The sequence below is a fragment of the Bacillus cereus group sp. TH152-1LC genome (assembly GCF_027710505.1).
GTDB lineage: Bacteria > Bacillota > Bacilli > Bacillales > Bacillaceae_G > Bacillus_A > Bacillus_A mobilis.
Genome location: NZ_JAQFNK010000004.1, coordinates 1 through 17,357, shown reverse-complemented (window position 1 = coordinate 17,357; position 17,357 = coordinate 1). Strand labels below are relative to the sequence as shown.

The window sequence follows — 17,357 nt, the reverse complement described above, 5'->3', positions numbered from 1 at the left end:
TTGTTTTTTATAATATTGTAATACAATTTTTAATTGGTTGGGTGTAATTACTGAAAATTGGCTGGTTTCTACCTTGATTTGAGTAGAATACAATAAAAAATGAACTTCAATTCATTATTTGTGTGAAATATTTGAAACAGAAGTCGAATAATTTCAATATTTTTCTTAGAAGCTATATTGAGAAATATATTTCATGATGGAATAGAATATGTGTTTGTGCTAAAATTGGCTTTGGATACAGTATATGGGTTTGTATCAAACTAATAGACAGAATAGTCATAAAAAACAAAATAAATTAAAGCATAAAACTCGCAGAGCGTGTGTAAGAGGTCCACCCATAAAGCCTCTCACACCGTTCATCCTAAACCTACCTTAGGACAAACATTTGCATCATACGAGTTCCTCCTTAGTTTAACAGATATTCATCATTCGTAGTGCAGTTTAGAGGTTGAGAAAATAGGATGGTGGATTTTTATGTTTTAAGGGTAAGGGGGAACAACATGAAAAAAGTTATGGACGAATTGTTGGAGAAAATTGAATCTTCTGGGTTCACACGTCGGCAATTTGCTATAAGGATTGGTGCAAGTCGTGAAACATTCCGAAGGGGTATAAATGCAGAAAGCGAAATGGATGTAGAATTGTTTTTTACAGCTATAAATTTTCTGTATGAAAATCCTGAGGATAAACGAAAAATTACAGCTAAGTATTTTCTAGCATGTAATCATCCAGCACATTTAGAAGTAGGGTTAATTTATTGTCAGGTACAAGGTGAATATAGTTTAATGAATGCGCTTATTGAACAAAATAAAGAAAATTCTAGTTTATCAATATTTTTTACAATATACATATTGTTTAATAAACGTAATAAAAATGAATTAAGAGGGCAACTACTTTACGAAAAAATTAGGGAGACTCGTTTTTCTTCGAATCCGCATGTTCAAGTTATGGCTAACATTTTATATATGTTAGCGTTGGCGGATAAACCTAATAATAATGCAATTATTCAATATGTAGATGAGGTTGAGGCAAATCTTAAACTAATTAAGAAAGGGAGAATAAAAGATTACCTTCGCATGTTTGCAGATGAACGCATTGCATTTATGCATTTATGGAGGATAGAGTTGAATGAGTGTAGAAAAATTGCTTATAGGATTATTGATTCACCTATTGATATTCCGATGATTAAAATGACAGGCGTTTCGTGTTTGGCGGAAAGTTTTCAGGTTGAGAATCCTATAAAGGCTGAAGCCCTTTTGGTACAAGCGGGGGATATGTTAAAGGAAATTAAAGTATCTCAGCAATCTCAAAAATATATAGCAGTCCAAACCACTTTAGCTCACGTCCGGATATATAATAATATAAACATTGATAAAATTGATGTATCGACACTTCATCCAACTGAGCGGGCGACATTTGAGTATCGTTTCGGGAATCGCGAACTTGCACTTTCTATTTTTGAAGAGTTAAAAGAAGCTGGGCATACTCCTTTTTCTCGAATTGCACATTCGATGTGTATTCAGGATATTGATGGTATTAAACAGGCGTTACTGGAATTTGAATTAATGGGATTGAGTTTTTATGGACAAATGTATAAAATGATTCTTAACAAGGAAGGGGTTGTGTTGGCGTGAAAGTGAAGATAGTGACAGTATTAATGATTCTGGGGATTGTGAGTTTGTGGGGAGGAAGTTTAAGTGATTTTGAACAGAAAGAAGTTCAACAGAAACAAACAGAAATAAAATATATGTTTAACGATCCGGGAACTAGCTGAATAGAATTTAAAAAAAGTCACTACTTAGTAGTGACTTTTCGTGCTTTTAGGGGTGACCCATTCCAAAGGGGTATGTTTCAAAAATGGGTCGCCTATAATTTTACAATTTATAAAAAGGAGAGACTTTGTATGGTTCTAAATACGTGTAGAATGGAATCAGGAGGATGCGAAATGAACAAAGAACAATTGGCGAAAGAGTTAATGGTAAAGTGGTTTTTAGAAAACAAGAGAACAGATGTTAAAGAGGTGTTACAAGTCATTACCTCAAGTGTATATGAAGAAATAGAAACCAAAAAAGCTAACAATTAAGTTAGCTTTTTTGGTAGAAAATTATCTCTTATTTTTGAGTTTTAGTAAATTGCACATACATCAAAGCTTGTTTCCACGCATTTTCTTGTTCATTTTCTGGTAGGTCGGATACCAATTCAGCAAAACGTGAAGCCATTTCAGCCGTTTTTTTATCTTCAGCTTCCGTTAAACGGGAATCTTGTGATCGTCCTAATAAATAATCTGTAGTCACACAATATAAATCAGCGATCGCTGTAAGTAAGGACATGCTTGGCTCAATTCTATTTGTCTCCAGATGAGAGTAAGTAGGTCTAGAAATGTTTAATTGGTTAGCTATTTCACCTTGAGTGCGCTTTCCTCTTAATTGTTTTAATTTGTTGCCCAAGGTCATTGGAATAATCCCCTTTCATACCCGAAATGTCTTAACCTCATTATAGTTAAAAAAATTATCAATTTAAACCCTTTTAAGAAAAAATGTTCAAAAATTTATAAAAAATATTGATGTTCAAAAACTTATCATTTATACTGAAGGTACGGAAAGAGTTAAAATGATAAGAAGGTGATTCAATGAGTAATGTAGTTAAAAACGAGAGACTCCATTGCAAAATGACAAGAAAACAATTAGCGGAAAAGTTAGGTATATCAGTAGCGTACATAAGGAAGATAGAAGATGGGTATATACCGAGACCTTATATAATCGCAAGATATCAAACAGTGTTTAATAGGAGCGCTAGAGAGCTTTTTCCTGATTATTTTGCGGTATTTGATGATAAATAATTTATCTTAAAGTAGCTAATTTGTGAGTTGAAATATTTAATTTTTTTTTCAAAAGGAGCGATACCCATGCATAAAAACCTATACATCGCTAGAAAAGAACAACGCATGACACAAGAGAAAGCAGCAAATTTGATTCACATTGCACCGAGAACCTATTTTGCTAAAGAACACGGTAAAAGTGATTTCACCCTAAAAGAGGCTCAAAAACTAGCAAAATATTTCAAAACAACAGTGGACGAGCTGTTTGCGCAATAGAGGAGGGGAAACAGGTGAAAAACGGCAAACGACCAACGAAGCGAGAGAAAATGCATATGAATTCGTACAGCTTAAATTCTGAAAACTGGTTGATCTATAAAAAAGTTGATGGACGACTACACTTGATTCATCGTCATACGAACTCAACACGAGTCATTCCAAGTGCATAGGGTGGACAAGCATTATTACAAATGAGGAGGATTTTTTATATGAATGAATTAACAGCAGCAAACGAACAACCCTTACATAATGAACTGGTATTCGAAAAGAATGGTGAGGTAGTAACAGATAGTTTAATGATTGCTGAAATGTTTGGCAAACGACATGACAATGTCTTGTCAGATATTAAGCTTCAAATAGAATATGCAGGAGAAGAATTCTCACTCCTAAATTTTCAGGAGTCAAATTACAAAACAGATAGAGGGCGAAGTTACCCAAAGTACAATTTAACAGAGGAAGCATTTACATTAGTTGTTTTTGGTTATAACACGAAAGAGGCTGTACAGACCAAAATTCAATTTATACAAGAATTTAAGCGTATGAAAAACCTCATCCAGAACCAACAACAAGTTCCAACAGACCCCATGAGTATTTTAAAACTGACCTTTGAAGCATTAGAAGGACAAAAACAAGAACTCCAACACATTAAATCAGATGTAAAAGACTTACGAGAAAACGCACCACTATTTGCAGTAGAATGCGATGAAATTTCAAACGCAGTAAAGCGTCATGGTGTTGCTTTATTAGGTGGTAAACAGGCGAATGCGTACCACCACGCAGGATTGAGAGGGAAAGTATATCGGGATATTTATAACCAGTTATATCGTGAATTTGGTGTGACGAGTCATAAAGCTATCAAACGTTGTCATTTAGAAATAGCAGCGCAAATTGTTAAAGAGTATACATTGCCAATTGTATTAAGTGAAAAAATTAATTTAGTAAATTCGCAAATCAAGTTTAAAGAGATGTAGAAAGGAGAAAACATCATGACCAAATCTGTTCTAACAAAGGACCTGCAAAAGAAACAAATACTAGAGGAATTCTTACAGCATTGCGAACAACAACAAATTGAAGCGCTACAAAAGAACGATCCATATCAGTTTTGCACTTGGATTAAAGAAGCTCGATTAGCTCGAGGGGAATTGGCAGCACTGTATCGTACGAAAGAGAAGTATGATGAGGAACGTACGCATATAAAAGGGATTGTAGTACATTTAAGAAGTAGAGGGATTGATGCTTCAGTGGTGGAGAGAAAATATTTTAGTACGCTTTGTAGGAAGTCAGTTACATGTGAAAAAGCCCTATAAAATAGGACTCCTTCTGTACATAAGTTATACTACTTGAATTGCATTGACATTCATCACAGTTAGTATATCAGATATATTCTGAATTATCTTTATGTAAAGGCTCCCAGAATGACGAAAAGACCTAGAATTAGGTCTGCTCATCGGCAATATCAGTCTAGAACAGTATACCTAACAGGAGTGAGTTAAGTAACCGGAATGCTCTTATAGTATAGCAAACTATGATAACTAAAAACAAGAAAGGATGGTAAAAGGAAATGACGGCACAAGAATGATTTGAAGAAAAACAACATGTAGTAATTGCAGCAATAAAGCAACAATTTGGAAGTATCGCAAGAGCTAGGCAGATTGCAAAAATGAATAATATGGAGTTGGAGGATTTAATGCAAGTTGGCCATATGTATTTATGGGAGCATTGTGTGAAGTCTGATCCAGAGAGAATAGATACATTCAATGCATGCGTGATGAAAGGCATGAAATGGGCAATGAGTGATGAAATTCACTTGAAAGGAACGCCTTTTAAAATCAGCGGACGAGTGAGTTATGAGGACAGGAATAAAATGAATATTCATTCGATTGATTTGCATCGAGAGGAGGAAGTAGAAAATGGATTTTATGCCGTATCACCAATTAATGTGGAAAAAGAAGTAATGGTATCAGTAGGAATTCAGGAAGTCACAAGTATATGGGAAGAAGAAGAAAAAACGATTATTATGCATGTTGGCTATGGTTTTACCGAACAGGAGATTGTTGTGAAATTAGAGATGAAAAAATCTACTGTCCATACGAAAAAGACACGTGCATTTTTAAAAATGAATCCAAAGTATAAGCCAATGAAACAAAAATCCTTTTTTTCAGGGAAAAGGATGATAAAGAGAAACCACCAGTTGTGGCTGGTGATCTAATAATAACATATGTGTTGTTCATCATAACACATGTTGCATAAGAGATGCAAAAAAAGACCTGTTTTCACAGGTCAAGAGAAAGGATAATTCGTGAAAGAATACGATTTAATCATGATCGTAACAGAAAGAAATAAAAAATAAAAGATTAAAAAGAAAGAATATTCAATCTATCAGGTCGAGAAATATGAAATAACTAGAGAGTAAAAATATCTAGAAAGATTGTTGGTTAGAGAAGGGCGGCGGGGATGAATATCAATGTGCTGAAAATCGCAAGAATAAACCTCCAAGGTAACACCTTAGATCAGGGGTGGTTTAAGTATCTCACTTTAGAAAATGGTAAGCCCTATATGGTTGCAATTACAATACTTAGCGAGATTTTTTATTGGTATAAACCAACTGAAATAAAGGATGAAAGAACGAATGAAATCCAGTATAAACAAAAATTTAAAGCAGATAAACTTCAAAAAAGTTATCAACAATTAGCTGATTCATTTGGTTTTACCAAAAGACAAGTATTAGAGGCGTGCAAATACTTAGTGAAAAGAGAATTAATCGCCATTGAATTTCGTACGATTATAGTTAACGGAATGAGGCATAACAACGTGATGTATGTAGAACCAATCGTGGAGGGTATTGAAAAAATATCTATTTTATATCAAGCCCCTATCACATCAGAAAGTGACACCCTCCCACATTATAACGAGAGAGGCTCCCGCATTAAAACGGAGGAGGCTCCCACATTGAAACGTGGGACAAATACAAAGAATACTACAGAGATTACTACAAATAAAAAGAAGTATTGTTACAAGTTTGAAACTTGCGACGTCAATGCAGCAAAATATTTGTTTGATAAAATTAAAAGTAATAATCCGAAGCAAAAAGAACCTAATTTTGATTCTTGGTCTAATGATTTTAGATTAATGCGTGAAAAGGATCAACGTGAATTACAAGAGATAAAAGATGTGATTGATTGGTGCCAAGTAGATTTTTTTTGGCAAGGAAACATCTTATCTCCTAAAAAGCTACGTGAAAAGTTTGATCAACTAACAATTCAAATGAATGCTAGAAAAGGGGCAAAAAATCATGGAAGCGGTAGGAAGAGCGATGACGAGGATTTTGAATACATCGGCTTGTAAAGAGGGCGACGAAGGTTATACTTGTGAACACTGTAGCGCTTTTATTAAAGCAATCGTAGTAGAAGTACCGGCATTACGAATAAAAAATAAAGTATTTCCCACGTGCGAATGTGTAGTAGAGAGTGCAGAAGCGAAAATAAGAGAGTATCAAAATTTCTCGAAGAAAAGGGAAATTGAAAAGATATTTAGCATTCATAACGTGGGAAATCGTTTTGATAAAAGTACATTCTCAGCATTTCTGGAGCGAAATGGTTCAGAGACGGCGTGCCAGTTAGCGACACAATATGTGCAAGTTTTTCCAGGATGGCAAGGAGAATCACTTTGGGTATGGGGAGAACCTGGCAATGGGAAAACACATTTAGCAGCCGCCATTACAAAAACATTAACAGAGCAAGGATATATCGTCGTATTTCAAAGTGTTCCAGAATTGCTTCAACGTATCCGTAGTACGTTTAACAGTGAAAACAAGGAGAATGAAGCGCAAATCATGAGAGCACTATTAGAATGCGATTTACTTATTCTTGATGATATCGGAGCTGAGAAAGCGACGGAATGGGTGGAAGAAAAGATTTTTAATATCATTGATGGACGTTATCGAAAAGAGATGCCTACTTTGTATACAAGTAATTTAAAGCCGAAAGAAATGTTACAACAAGTGGGGAAGCGATCTTATGATCGTATGGTGGAAACGAGTTTGACAATTGAAAATAAAGCAACAAGCTATCGAAGAGAGATTGCTAAACAAAGATTACAGCGTTTCGGAGAGAGTTCTTAATATATGCCAATAGAAGAGGAGTGTAGGCTTATGACGGATTTACAGTTAGAAAACTATACAATTTCAGCTCAGCAACGAAAGTACATGAAGAATGAGCGACGTAACTTGTACATTGCTTTAGAAGAACTAGACATGTTGTGGGATGAAGATGAAGTAGTGCAAGTGAAAGAAGCATGGAACAACAATGAAAGTGTGTTCGCAATTGGCGAAAAAATGCAACGTGATCCAGATGAAGTTGCGCTACTGATTATGGATTTAGCAAGAAAAGGTGCGATTGGAAAAGGGCGTTGGGGTTAGGGGCATGAAACAGCTAACCTTTGAAGATGTTGTAGGAAACCTGGATTATGCCGCATGCAGCACGTCTGAACAACTCCTTTCTAGTCATTTGGTTACACCAACTTACGCAGTAGAATTTTTTGACCAAGATGAAAAGCAGAAGTTACATTGGTTTGAAGTAAATACAGAGGCTGAAGCAAAAGAAGAAGCGGAAAAAACGTACGGGAGAATTCAAATCATTCAAGTATATGTGTCCAATCGAACATTGAAAGAAATTATGGAGCTAGATTAAGGTTTTTTTTCATCAAGAGAGCTCTTGTATTTCGTGTAATAGACAAACATATGCAAAGGAGAACAGATATAAATGAAAAGTGAAATAGACATGAAAACAAATGGCATCTACATTGTGGAAGATGGGAAAATCATTTTTTTTAAACCGCCAGAAAGCAGATATGGACAACAAGTTGTTCATTGGGTAGATGGAAAAGTGTCTCATACACAAACCACATCTACTGTTAAGTTTAAGCGATAAAATTTGAATTTTATATAAAAAAAGATGAATCAGCAATTGTTCTAGCTAATTCACTAGTTCTATCAATTTAAGTAATTTTTATATGTAGTTATATCAAAGTTCTAAGAGACGAGTTAAAAAGACCTCAACAAGACTACAAAGAAAAATTAATATAGAAAGAATAAGGTTTTATTAGGTTAATGCTACAACAGCAAGAGTTAAACCCCAAGTATTTAATGAATCAGAATAAGGTCCTACATGAACAGTAAGTGTACTTGTTATACCTGAAGGTGTAGTAAAAATGGCGGGTGCTGATACAGAGGTATATCCTGCAGTGTATCCTAAAGAAGTGCCTGAGCCAATGAGGGCATTATTATTCAGATACATAGTGATACCTGCGAAATTGCCTCCGGGTTGAATAATTACTTGTACTTCATAGATTGCCAAATAGGTTCTTCCACCTTCTAGCAAAACGGTTGTTGGTGGTGTGAATGAGATTGCCGTGCCATTAGAATGTACCACGGTATCTAGTGGAATTGCAGAATTTACAGAAACGATTGTTGGGGTAGTCTGAACAACGTTTAAACTGTTAGCTGTGGGAGATGGACAGGAGCAAGGACAAGGTTTGTGAATTTTTGAGTTTTTATTATGTTGATCATTCACAAAGAATCAAACTCCTTTTTGTGTATCTATTTTATTTTTAATGCATTTGTAAAGATAAACTGAATTGTGTTGGTGAGTCAGTTCTTAAAAATATTTGATATATGAGGGATCTCAAATTGTATTCAATACATATATATGAATGTTTTTTGAGAGCAGTACTGTAAATTAAAAACACAATAAAAGAGTGATTTTATACAGAAAAATAAAAGAACCCGCTGATGCTAAACGGATTCTTTTGTAACAGGAACACCAGGAAGCTGGTCCAGAGCAACCTGGGTATTCACTTGGATGATATTACTATATGTAAATTGGATAAAACGGTTCATGGAAATGAAATTAAACAAAATTCTTATTTGGCATAAAAAATAGGAGTGCTTGACCAGAGCACTCCATGACGCTAACAACTATACCTATAAGAGTATATGAGTGCTGTAATTAAATATTCTTAATTCTTATTCAAACAAGAAAGAGCGCACGGAAAAGCGCTCTTTGATCAAGATCTATATGAAAAAGTATCGGCAATTAAATCTTATGTATGCTTTCAGTTTATGTGCAAGTTTAAAGAAAATTTTTATTTCATAACAAGCGAAAAGGGCACGCATATAAGCATGCTCTTTGACAAGAAAGGTAGATTTCTATGAGTGGAGAGTCTCCATATAATAACTTATGCTCGTCCAGTTAAAGTGTGAAAAATTCAAATAAAATAGTTATTATATACAGAAAAAATAAAAGAACCCGTCTTTTATAAACGGATTCTTCCCTTAAGGTATAAAAGGAATTCAAGGTAACCAGGCCAGAAAAACCTGTGAAGTTCCTTGTAATAATTAATGTATGCAGAGTAGTTAAGAAGAATGATGAAATTCTTCTTTAGCAAAAGGAAATCTTGTACAAAAAATGTACACGATTATATAGAAACTATGTCTTGTGTGCTCATTGCATTCTATGTTTATTGTATGCAACACGTGACAAGTTTTAAAAAATTAAAAGAGCGCTCCTTATATCTAATTATAATGAAAGTGACGAGCTCGCATTATAATAGAAGTATAGTATTGTATGCCAAAGATTAGTGAATGGGTTTAGACAAAGTCGTTACTTTATAGCAATGTAAAAAGAGTACACATTAATTGTGTACTCTTGTAAAAGGAACTCTATGAAAGTGAAAGAAAAAGCATAATACAACATATGCTCGTCTTATCCAAAGGTGCAAGGAGCTCAATATAATAGTTATTTATATGAAAAAGAGCACCAAGACCATATTGTAAATGTTATATTCTGTATAAGTATATGGTGATTGTATATAAACAGTGAATCTATTTTAAATAAATTTTTTATTTAGTAACTAATAAAGAGCACCGTAAAAGGTGCTCAACGACTAATTCTGAGATGATCATGATTATTCTATGTATGTTTTTGATATATGTGCAATTTTGTATAAAATCTTTATGTATTTATAAAAAAAGAGCATATATCTACTGTGCTCTTGGACAAGAAAGGTAGATTTTTATGAGTGGAGAGTTTCCTCATACAATAGCATATGCTTGTCTAGTTAAAAGGTGACAAGTTTTCAATGAAAACATAAATGTTTGTTTGTAAAAAGTGTGACCGAAATAATATCAAAAATTTATTTTATACAGCAAAGCAAGCTAGCCGAAATAGCTAACTGCCCTGTTGTACAATTTTAGAGGTTTCAATCAATACAGATATATTTTGTAACAAAAAGTTACATCTATAGTATAAACACATGTCAAAGTAATATGCATGAAAGAAAACGAAACAAAAATTTCATTTTGTTTTATTTTAAAACCAAAAAAGAGCACTTAATAAAGTGCTCTCGTGACGAGTCTCATTTTATAACGACTACTTTATAAAGAAAGGATCTCAGCATATTATATGTTAGTCCAGTTAATTGAATGCTTCTTACAAATAAAGAGCAGCTAGCAAAAGCTAACTACTCGTTTCTCCAAGGGGGAACAAGGAGAAAGTAACTCAATGGGTTGTCTACAGTATTGACGAAATATTGAGTTTTATTCAAGGGGGAGAGAAGTAGGCCATTAACATGAAGCTGTGCCAATTCATATCCTGTAAGTACTAAATTAATGACGGAGTAGATTGAGAATGGATGATCCGATTAAGGAGATAGTTGGCGCTTGGTTTGTTGCAGTAGGGACAATTATTGCTGCGATTGGGAGTACACCTTTAAAAAAATTGAACAGCGGATTAAGAAAAGACTTGAACGTATGGGGGAATGTATTACAGGCAACGGGGAATGGTCTGGAAGCTGATGGACAAGGAGAAATATCCCTTGAATTGATTGGGAACGAAATCCAATCAATTGGTAATGTAACGGTTCTAACAGGACTCATTATAGAATTTGAAGATGAAACACAGAAAAAATTAGTGATTGCAGGAAATTGGATACAAGCATTAGGTGGTGTTACATCAATAGGTGGGGAAATAGAGGATAGTTCCAATATAGATGAATCGTATAACATTATCGGGAATTTGTTACAAGCGACTGGTAATTCATTACAGGCAATAGGTGGAATAGATGAATTGAAAGCTAGTCGGGATAAAGTAGAGGAAATTTCGGAAGGCGATGAGGAGGGTGCCCAGCTTATAGTGATTACGGGGAGTTGGGTCCAAGCGGTCGGTTCAGTAGTTTCATTAATCGGTCAAATAAGAGAAGAAATCCAAGAGATAGAGGAAAATAATTCATAGAAAACCTAATAAAATAATCCTTTTGTGAGGGAAAAGAATTTATAAAATAGGTACAATTCACATTTTAATTATTTTTGAATGTAATGGTATCAAATTAGTTAAAACGCCCGAAAATGGACAGTAAGGGTGTTTAAAGAGAAGGAGTGAAGGGTTTGAATAAGATGAAGAAAAAGAAATTAAAAAAAGCAATCGCTCGTCGTACAAAGGCTGTACAAAAAGAAGAGCAAGAAAGACTAGATAAAGCTTGGAGAAATCTTTTGATACAGCCTAGCATCATGAAATAAATATAGTCCGGCTAGAAAACTAGAGGACACCAATTTTTAGAGCAGCAATTAAGCTGTTTTAAGAAATGGTGTCCTCTTTCTTATTTTGTGAGGGGGTGGAAAAAATGAAAGCATTAAGAGATCAATTACGTGAATGGGAAAAACAAACGAAACAAACAAAAAAGAAAAAACCAAAAGAGAATTTTAGCACTCGTGAAATTGAGGATTTAATAGGGATGCATAGACCTTGTTATGAGCGTAGACGTGGAGCGTTAAGACAAAAGTAATAAAAAATAAAAGGAGTGGTCTGGAATGACTAAGCAATTATCTTTCTTACCAAAAATCGATAGAGCAGCGACGCAAGAGAAATTAGAGGGTATTCTGGAAAGTGTACGTATATATAAGCAATTTGGAATGATGCGTAAGGAAATGAAAGTCACTCCTTCTTATGAAAAGAGAGAGCATGGTCCTACACATGCAGTTGGCAAACCGTTAGAGGATGTAGCAATCTCTAATATTCAACAAAGTAAGCGTGATGAATGGTTAGAGAAAATGGCATTTCGAGTTGAACAAGCATTAAGTCGATTCGGAAACAGTACAGCTGGAAAAAATCAGAGGGACATTATAGTTAAACGGTATTTAGAAGACGAAGATGTGTGCGATTATATGGTGTATAACGAAATTGGTATGAGTGAACGTACGTATCGACGTGTGAAAGCTAGAGCGTTTTATAAATTGGCCTTTGCTCTTAGATTAGAAGTTTATGAAACTGAAGAAACTGGAGGGAATGAATCATGAATTTTGTTCAGCCCATACGTGATCCAGAGCAAATACAACAAATCAAAGAATATTTAAAAGAAAAGAATGCACGTAACTATATTTTATTTGTAATGGGAATCAATACAGGGTTACGTATCAGTGATATTTTAAAACTAAAGGTTGGAGATTTAAAAGGTAGTCATATCTCAATGCGAGAAATGAAGACAGGTAAGCAGAAACGCATACAAATAACAGCAGCACTAAAGAGAGAGCTTCGATGGTTTAATGAAAATAGAGAAGATGATGAGTACCTATTAAAAAGTAGGCAGGGAAAAAATCGTCCAATCGGTCGTAGTATGGCATATAAGATACTAAGTGGAGCGGCAGCAGAGTTCGGATTAGATGAAATAGGCACACATACCTTGAGAAAGACGTATGGGTATCATATGTACATGCAAACGAAAAACATAGCATTACTCATGGAGATATTTAATCATTCGTCAGAGAAGGTCACGTTACGTTATATAGGGGTAAACCAAGATGCAATGGATAAAGCAATGACTAGGTTTAAAATCTAATCATTGCTTTTTTCTTTTTAAATCTATACAGTTACTCATAAATTTCGTACTGTGTAACTCAAAAGAGAAAGTGAAATGAAATCAATGATACCAAGGGTTTTGGCGAAGGGGTCAGTTACACACAATTAAACATATGGGTAATTGGAAGGCATAAAATATGCACATGACGTATACAAGTTATATAGAATGAATGAGAGGTGGAATAGATGATGTGTGAAGAGTTATTGCAAGCATTGGTTCAATATCGAATGCAGCAAGGAGAAAAGCCGAACACATTATGGTTAAACCAAGATTACTATAGAACAGTATTAGAGCAATTAGCTTATCCTGATTGGTTAATTGACAAGAAAATCAAGAATTTAGATCAGACGTTTCTCGGGGTTCAGGTGGAACTGACAAGTGAAGTGGAAACGTTTGAAATGAGGAGGATAAAAAAAATGGCAGAATTTTGACCGCTTTTTGGCAGGAAAAAGGCCGACGTTTTTTATAAAAGCATGTTATACTTGTATTATGAGAAGTGGCGGAAACCACGACTCACTATGTTGTTTCTAAAATTCTAAACGGTTCGTAATGACGGCACATAAAATCCGAAACCAGCAGATGGTACTGATTGAGTGATACCGTGATTAAGGAGAGCTTTTGCTCTTCTTTGAGCTAACGACATCCTAGGTAGATGGAATGAGGGAAACCTGATAAGTTTGCCGATAGTGCCTGTCGTGGTTGTTAGCTGAGAAAAGAACCAAACTTCACATACCGTAACTGAAAAACAAATAGTAAATGATGATAAAGCATCCATTCGGGTGCCCGAACAGTCGAGAAGAGGGAATTGCCATTACAAATGTGCTGAAATAGTTTGTTCATGTATAAAATGACACCTTTTGCTGAAAAGTATGTCGTAGGAGGTGACGGTCTTTGAATTTCAGAGGTAAGTTAGCGCTAACTCTAATCATAGTGTTCAGCTGTGTATGTCATGTGCAGGCATCAACGATTAAAGGGAATTATATTCTCATCAAGCGTTTCAAACAAAAATTGTATTATGTAAAAGGAAAATTGTTACTTAAATCGTTTCCGATTGCTATTGGTAGAGATGATAGTCCAACTTCTGAAGGAAGATTTACTGTAGTATACAAAGAAAAAAATCGTCCTTTCTATAAAGGAGACATCGCAGGCGGTGCAGCTAATAATCCATTAGGAACAAGATGGTTGGGCTTGAATATTAATGGAACGGAGGGTAATACGTATGGGATACATGGTACAAATCAAATAGAGAGTATTGGAATGAAGGTAAGTGGTGGATGTATTCGTATGAAGAATACAGATGTAGAGTGGTTATACGCTCATGTAGTAAAAGGAACACCTGTTATTATTCAGTGATGATAATTGAGAAGGAGCATCCAAATGGATGCTCAGGCTGTGGAGAAGACTTTCTCCACAGCCTGTTTTTTTATGTGTCAACACTGATAAAAAGAGGTATTTGGGTAAATCGGTAGGGTGCATTTAAAGAAGGGATGCATATGATGATGGTAAAAGTCACTATAATCAAAAAGAAGAGGTGAAAATAAAACATGTCGAATGTAGATGTAATTATAGGGCAGTTTATTTTAGTATATCGCGAGAAACTATGTAGAGAAGATAAAAAGTGTTTTTTTAACAAAATAGGTGCAACATTTGTGAAAGATATTGGTGTGAAAAATGAATTAGAAATGGATTTAATTACTCTTTCTAAATCAAATGAACTATGGGCGGGTTTTGATCTAGAGTTAGATGCAGAGCGAATTGCAACACATATTGAATTAGTATCCGGACAGAAATTGACGTGCATACCAGATAAATATTGGAAAATGGAACGAGAAGAGAGCCGTCCAATTTTCCAACGAGGGTATAAAAAAATGATGTTGAATTTATGTGGGCCCAATAATTTTCCAGGGAATCCGTATCAACCTCCCAATGATCCATTGTATAAAAACCAATGGGGAATTGAGAATACAGCGATAGATCAAGTATGGAAGGAATTTCGCATCGTAGGAGCAGATGTAAGAATTGGCGTGTTTGATAGTGGATCAGACTCCTCACATCAAGATTTACACACGACATTTGTAAAAGGATATAATTTTACAAATATTCCTGTTGATGAACCACACAATACACAGGATATTTTTGGTCATGGAACGAAAGTTTCAGGAATCATTGCGGCCACTACAAACAATGGAGAAGGTATAGCAGCGGTGGCCCCTGGTTCAAAGGTCATACCGTTTAAAGTCGTAGGTAATGATGGCTTGATAGTCCTAAGTGGCTGGATAGATGCTTTATCATTTGTCATAAATGAAAGTGAGAAAAAGAAGAAAAAAATAGTAGATATTATAAATATGAGTATTGCAAAAGTAGATTTGGATGGAAAAGAAAAAGAACCGCTTACATTCTTAATAAACAAGATTGTTGAGGAATTAGGAATCCCTGTAGTGGCGGCAGCTGGTAATCGACAAGATATAGGTAAGGAAGTTTTCCCAGCTTTATTGCGGAATGTTATTGCAGTGACTGCAATAGAGGCAGATAATCAGATATATGATGGGGGAAAAGTAGTTTTTAAACCAGAGTGGGTAAATATAGCGGCACCTGGAGGGACTATTTGGACTACCATTGTAGGACCAAATAAATACGGTATAGCTGATGGCACGTCTTATGCTACACCAATTGTGAGTGGGATATTAGCGCTCATGTTGGAGTTGGTTAACCGTGCAGGATTGTTGGGTGTAAATAAGGCTAGTTATTTAAGTAAAATATTATATGATTCTGCAACTATGGATCTTAAAAACCCTGAAACAAATGAGAAATTACCTTATGGTAGAGTAAATGCTTTGAAAGCTATGGAGATGATTAAAGAAGATATAAATCCGCCGGAACGAACAAATCCAGAATGCTCTTGTTAATTGCAGTTGAAAAATTTTTGAAGAATGCGAGATACTAAGTATGTATCCATAAATAAGCCCTTCGTTGTGGCTTATTTATTTTATCTGTAACTACTCAGGCCCCTTTTTGAAATACAAGGAGTAACTAGCATAGGGGAAATAGATAGGGTTTTAATTTATTCCCAGTGAATTTTAGTTTTACACATATGAAGGACAGGTTAAAAGTTAGAGGTGGATTTAATACATACCAAATGTATTTATAATTGAATACATAGTTGATTAAAGGAAGTGAGACAAATGAAACTAACGAGACAAGAACAAGCTGTTACCATTGGTACATTCATTTCAATGCTAGGACAAGACATTGTAAATGAACGCATCGATAAAAAGAAATTAGAAAGGGTACTTCCGATTTTTAATGAAATGCAAGATAATACAACGCCAAGGCAAAAGAGAGAAGCGATGATTAGTTTGCTGGGTAAAGCGGTGGATGAATTCTTAGAAAAGTAGCTATAAAAAAAGAAAAGCAACTCGCTTGGGGGCAATTACTTTTTTAGATGGTCATGTTAATAGTATTGTGAAAAATTGTATGTATTTGTGAATATAGCCTATCACAGCATATTTTTGAAACGCATATATAAAGGTATGGAGTGTTTTTTCATTTTATTCCAATTTCTCAAAGAAATGAACATGTTATGATTCGCATACAAGTTAAAATAAGTACAAATTTTACTTGTGTAAACAATAAATAAATAAATAAATAAATAAAAAGAGGCTTTTCATCATGTTGAATCTGGAAGTGATTCCTAGTTCTTTTGCATGAGTATCGTATAAAGAAATGTCTAAGCTCATTCATATGATATCTGGATCGCAAATGGATTGTATACTCAATTCCACAATGGAAGGTACTGAATTTCTTTTTGAACCCAAACTACCAGAAGATGAGAATGTGTACAAAGAGGGGAACCGCTATCATGATCATGGTATGGTGATAGCAGGTTAATAAATTAAATATAATAAGGGATGGATAAAGTATGGATAACAAAAAAACAAATACAATTTTGTAATCAGTGTTATTTTCCGGTTCTTATCAATCCGGCATCACCGCCACTACCACCGCCACCAATAAGAATGATTTCAATTTATGTAGCAAATATTGGTGATGGTACGGTAAGTGTGATAGATGGAGCTACTAACACAGTAGTAGGGGGCGCCATACCAGTTGGTTCTGGTCCAATTGGAATCGGAGTGAATACAAGCACGAACAAAATTTATGTAGCAAATTATTTTGATGATACGGTAAGTGTGATAGATGGAGCTACTAACACAGTAGTAGGATCCGCCATAGCAGTTGGTAGTGTTCCAGTTGCAATCGGAGTGAATACAAGCACGAATAAAATTTATGTAGCAAATAGTGGTGCTAATACGGTAAGTGTGATAGATGGAGCTACTAACACAGTAGTAGGGGGCGC

The 17,357-nt window shown here is 34.9% G+C and carries 25 protein-coding genes and 1 pseudogene; 24 read left to right on the top strand and 2 right to left on the bottom strand.

The window, feature by feature from the left end; all coding sequences use genetic code 11:
• The first annotated feature begins 500 nt into the window (after positions 1–500).
• From PDL00_RS12175 to PDL00_RS12165, 3 genes are all read left to right on the top strand, one after another.
• Positions 501–1,631: an AimR family lysis-lysogeny pheromone receptor gene (locus PDL00_RS12175; RefSeq protein WP_098127377.1), complete on the top strand. Its 1,131-nt coding sequence runs from the start codon at positions 501–503 to the stop codon at positions 1,629–1,631.
• Positions 1,628–1,771 carry a hypothetical protein gene (locus PDL00_RS12170; RefSeq protein ID WP_179860832.1) on the top strand — a complete coding sequence of 48 codons (144 nt, stop codon included), beginning with the start codon at positions 1,628–1,630 and terminating at the stop codon, positions 1,769–1,771. The genes PDL00_RS12175 and PDL00_RS12170 overlap by 4 nt, the downstream gene beginning before the upstream one ends.
• A 171-nt stretch (positions 1,772–1,942) precedes the next feature.
• Positions 1,943–2,080 (top strand): hypothetical protein, encoded by a 138-nt coding sequence (locus PDL00_RS12165; protein ID WP_179860833.1) that lies wholly within the window; start codon positions 1,943–1,945, stop codon positions 2,078–2,080.
• A gap of 28 nt (positions 2,081–2,108) precedes the next feature.
• Here the strand turns inward: PDL00_RS12165 and PDL00_RS12160 are convergent, their stop codons facing one another.
• Entirely contained in the window at positions 2,109–2,450 is a 342-nt protein-coding gene (locus tag PDL00_RS12160) for a helix-turn-helix domain-containing protein (RefSeq protein ID WP_000172213.1), read from the bottom strand.
• A gap of 176 nt (positions 2,451–2,626) precedes the next feature.
• Here PDL00_RS12160 and PDL00_RS12155 point away from each other — a divergent pair, with 176 nt between their 5' ends.
• From PDL00_RS12155 to PDL00_RS12110, 11 genes and pseudogenes are all read left to right on the top strand, one after another.
• On the top strand, positions 2,627–2,836 hold the full coding sequence (locus PDL00_RS12155) for a helix-turn-helix transcriptional regulator (RefSeq protein ID WP_000073374.1): 210 nt from the start codon (positions 2,627–2,629) through the stop codon (positions 2,834–2,836).
• Positions 2,837–2,902: 66 nt separating this feature from the next.
• The gene (locus PDL00_RS12150; RefSeq protein WP_000549469.1) at positions 2,903–3,091 is read left to right on the top strand and encodes a helix-turn-helix transcriptional regulator; all 189 of its coding nucleotides are present in this window, start codon (positions 2,903–2,905) and stop codon (positions 3,089–3,091) included.
• 14 nt (positions 3,092–3,105) lie between these two features.
• Positions 3,106–3,261, top strand: coding sequence for a DUF6906 family protein (locus PDL00_RS34855; protein WP_000788401.1), 156 nt, complete (start codon positions 3,106–3,108; stop codon positions 3,259–3,261).
• Between the two features lie 39 nt (positions 3,262–3,300).
• Positions 3,301–4,062 (top strand): Rha family transcriptional regulator, encoded by a 762-nt coding sequence (locus tag PDL00_RS12145; RefSeq protein ID WP_270729242.1) that lies wholly within the window; start codon positions 3,301–3,303, stop codon positions 4,060–4,062.
• 15 nt (positions 4,063–4,077) lie between these two features.
• Positions 4,078–4,398 (top strand): hypothetical protein, encoded by a 321-nt coding sequence (locus tag PDL00_RS12140; RefSeq protein ID WP_270729240.1) that lies wholly within the window; start codon positions 4,078–4,080, stop codon positions 4,396–4,398.
• A 296-nt stretch (positions 4,399–4,694) separates the two neighbouring features.
• Positions 4,695–5,300 (top strand): sigma-70 family RNA polymerase sigma factor, encoded by a 606-nt coding sequence (locus PDL00_RS12135; RefSeq protein ID WP_270729680.1) that lies wholly within the window; start codon positions 4,695–4,697, stop codon positions 5,298–5,300.
• A gap of 245 nt (positions 5,301–5,545) precedes the next feature.
• Positions 5,546–6,436 (top strand): DNA replication protein DnaD, encoded by an 891-nt coding sequence (locus tag PDL00_RS12130; RefSeq protein ID WP_270729239.1) that lies wholly within the window; start codon positions 5,546–5,548, stop codon positions 6,434–6,436.
• Positions 6,384–7,211 (top strand): ATP-binding protein, encoded by an 828-nt coding sequence (locus PDL00_RS12125; protein ID WP_270729236.1) that lies wholly within the window; start codon positions 6,384–6,386, stop codon positions 7,209–7,211. The genes PDL00_RS12130 and PDL00_RS12125 overlap by 53 nt, the downstream gene beginning before the upstream one ends.
• 3 nt (positions 7,212–7,214) lie before the next feature.
• Positions 7,215–7,516 (top strand): annotated as a pseudogene (locus tag PDL00_RS12120) (helix-turn-helix domain-containing protein).
• Complete coding sequence (locus PDL00_RS12115) at positions 7,513–7,779, top strand: hypothetical protein (protein ID WP_065484912.1); 267 nt, start codon at positions 7,513–7,515, stop codon at positions 7,777–7,779. Before PDL00_RS12120 ends, PDL00_RS12115 begins: the two are co-directional and overlap by 4 nt.
• A gap of 72 nt (positions 7,780–7,851) precedes the next feature.
• Complete coding sequence (locus tag PDL00_RS12110; protein ID WP_065484910.1) at positions 7,852–8,019, top strand: DUF3954 domain-containing protein; 168 nt, start codon at positions 7,852–7,854, stop codon at positions 8,017–8,019.
• Positions 8,020–8,190: 171 nt separating this feature from the next.
• On the opposite strand, the gene PDL00_RS12105 is transcribed toward PDL00_RS12110, so the two are convergent.
• Complete coding sequence (locus PDL00_RS12105) at positions 8,191–8,661, bottom strand: hypothetical protein (protein ID WP_098424729.1); 471 nt, start codon at positions 8,659–8,661, stop codon at positions 8,191–8,193.
• 2,115 nt (positions 8,662–10,776) lie between these two features.
• On the opposite strand from PDL00_RS12105, the gene PDL00_RS12100 reads away from it, so the two are divergent.
• The 10 genes from PDL00_RS12100 to PDL00_RS12055 all read left to right on the top strand — a co-directional run.
• Positions 10,777–11,379: a DUF6944 family repetitive protein gene (locus tag PDL00_RS12100; RefSeq protein WP_088022680.1), complete on the top strand. Its 603-nt coding sequence runs from the start codon at positions 10,777–10,779 to the stop codon at positions 11,377–11,379.
• Between the two features lie 152 nt (positions 11,380–11,531).
• The gene (locus tag PDL00_RS12095; RefSeq protein ID WP_270729227.1) at positions 11,532–11,663 is read left to right on the top strand and encodes a DUF3983 domain-containing protein; all 132 of its coding nucleotides are present in this window, start codon (positions 11,532–11,534) and stop codon (positions 11,661–11,663) included.
• Positions 11,664–11,767: 104 nt separating this feature from the next.
• Complete coding sequence (locus PDL00_RS12090; RefSeq protein ID WP_270729225.1) at positions 11,768–11,929, top strand: hypothetical protein; 162 nt, start codon at positions 11,768–11,770, stop codon at positions 11,927–11,929.
• Positions 11,930–11,954: 25 nt separating this feature from the next.
• The gene (locus tag PDL00_RS12085) at positions 11,955–12,440 is read left to right on the top strand and encodes an ArpU family phage packaging/lysis transcriptional regulator (protein WP_270729223.1); all 486 of its coding nucleotides are present in this window, start codon (positions 11,955–11,957) and stop codon (positions 12,438–12,440) included.
• Positions 12,437–12,979, top strand: a complete 543-nt coding sequence (locus PDL00_RS12080) for a site-specific integrase (RefSeq protein WP_001012128.1) — start codon at positions 12,437–12,439, stop codon at positions 12,977–12,979. Before PDL00_RS12085 ends, PDL00_RS12080 begins: the two co-directional genes overlap by 4 nt.
• 206 nt (positions 12,980–13,185) lie before the next feature.
• Positions 13,186–13,431: a hypothetical protein gene (locus tag PDL00_RS12075; protein WP_270729221.1), complete on the top strand. Its 246-nt coding sequence runs from the start codon at positions 13,186–13,188 to the stop codon at positions 13,429–13,431.
• A gap of 460 nt (positions 13,432–13,891) precedes the next feature.
• Positions 13,892–14,353 (top strand): L,D-transpeptidase, encoded by a 462-nt coding sequence (locus tag PDL00_RS12070; RefSeq protein WP_270729219.1) that lies wholly within the window; start codon positions 13,892–13,894, stop codon positions 14,351–14,353.
• 191 nt (positions 14,354–14,544) lie between these two features.
• Entirely contained in the window at positions 14,545–15,906 is a 1,362-nt protein-coding gene (locus PDL00_RS12065; RefSeq protein ID WP_270729217.1) for a S8 family peptidase, read from the top strand.
• Between the two features lie 276 nt (positions 15,907–16,182).
• On the top strand, positions 16,183–16,395 hold the full coding sequence (locus PDL00_RS12060) for a hypothetical protein (protein ID WP_270729215.1): 213 nt from the start codon (positions 16,183–16,185) through the stop codon (positions 16,393–16,395).
• Between the two features lie 513 nt (positions 16,396–16,908).
• On the top strand, positions 16,909–17,357 hold a 449-nt coding region (locus PDL00_RS12055), incomplete at its 3' end, for a YncE family protein (RefSeq protein WP_442868330.1).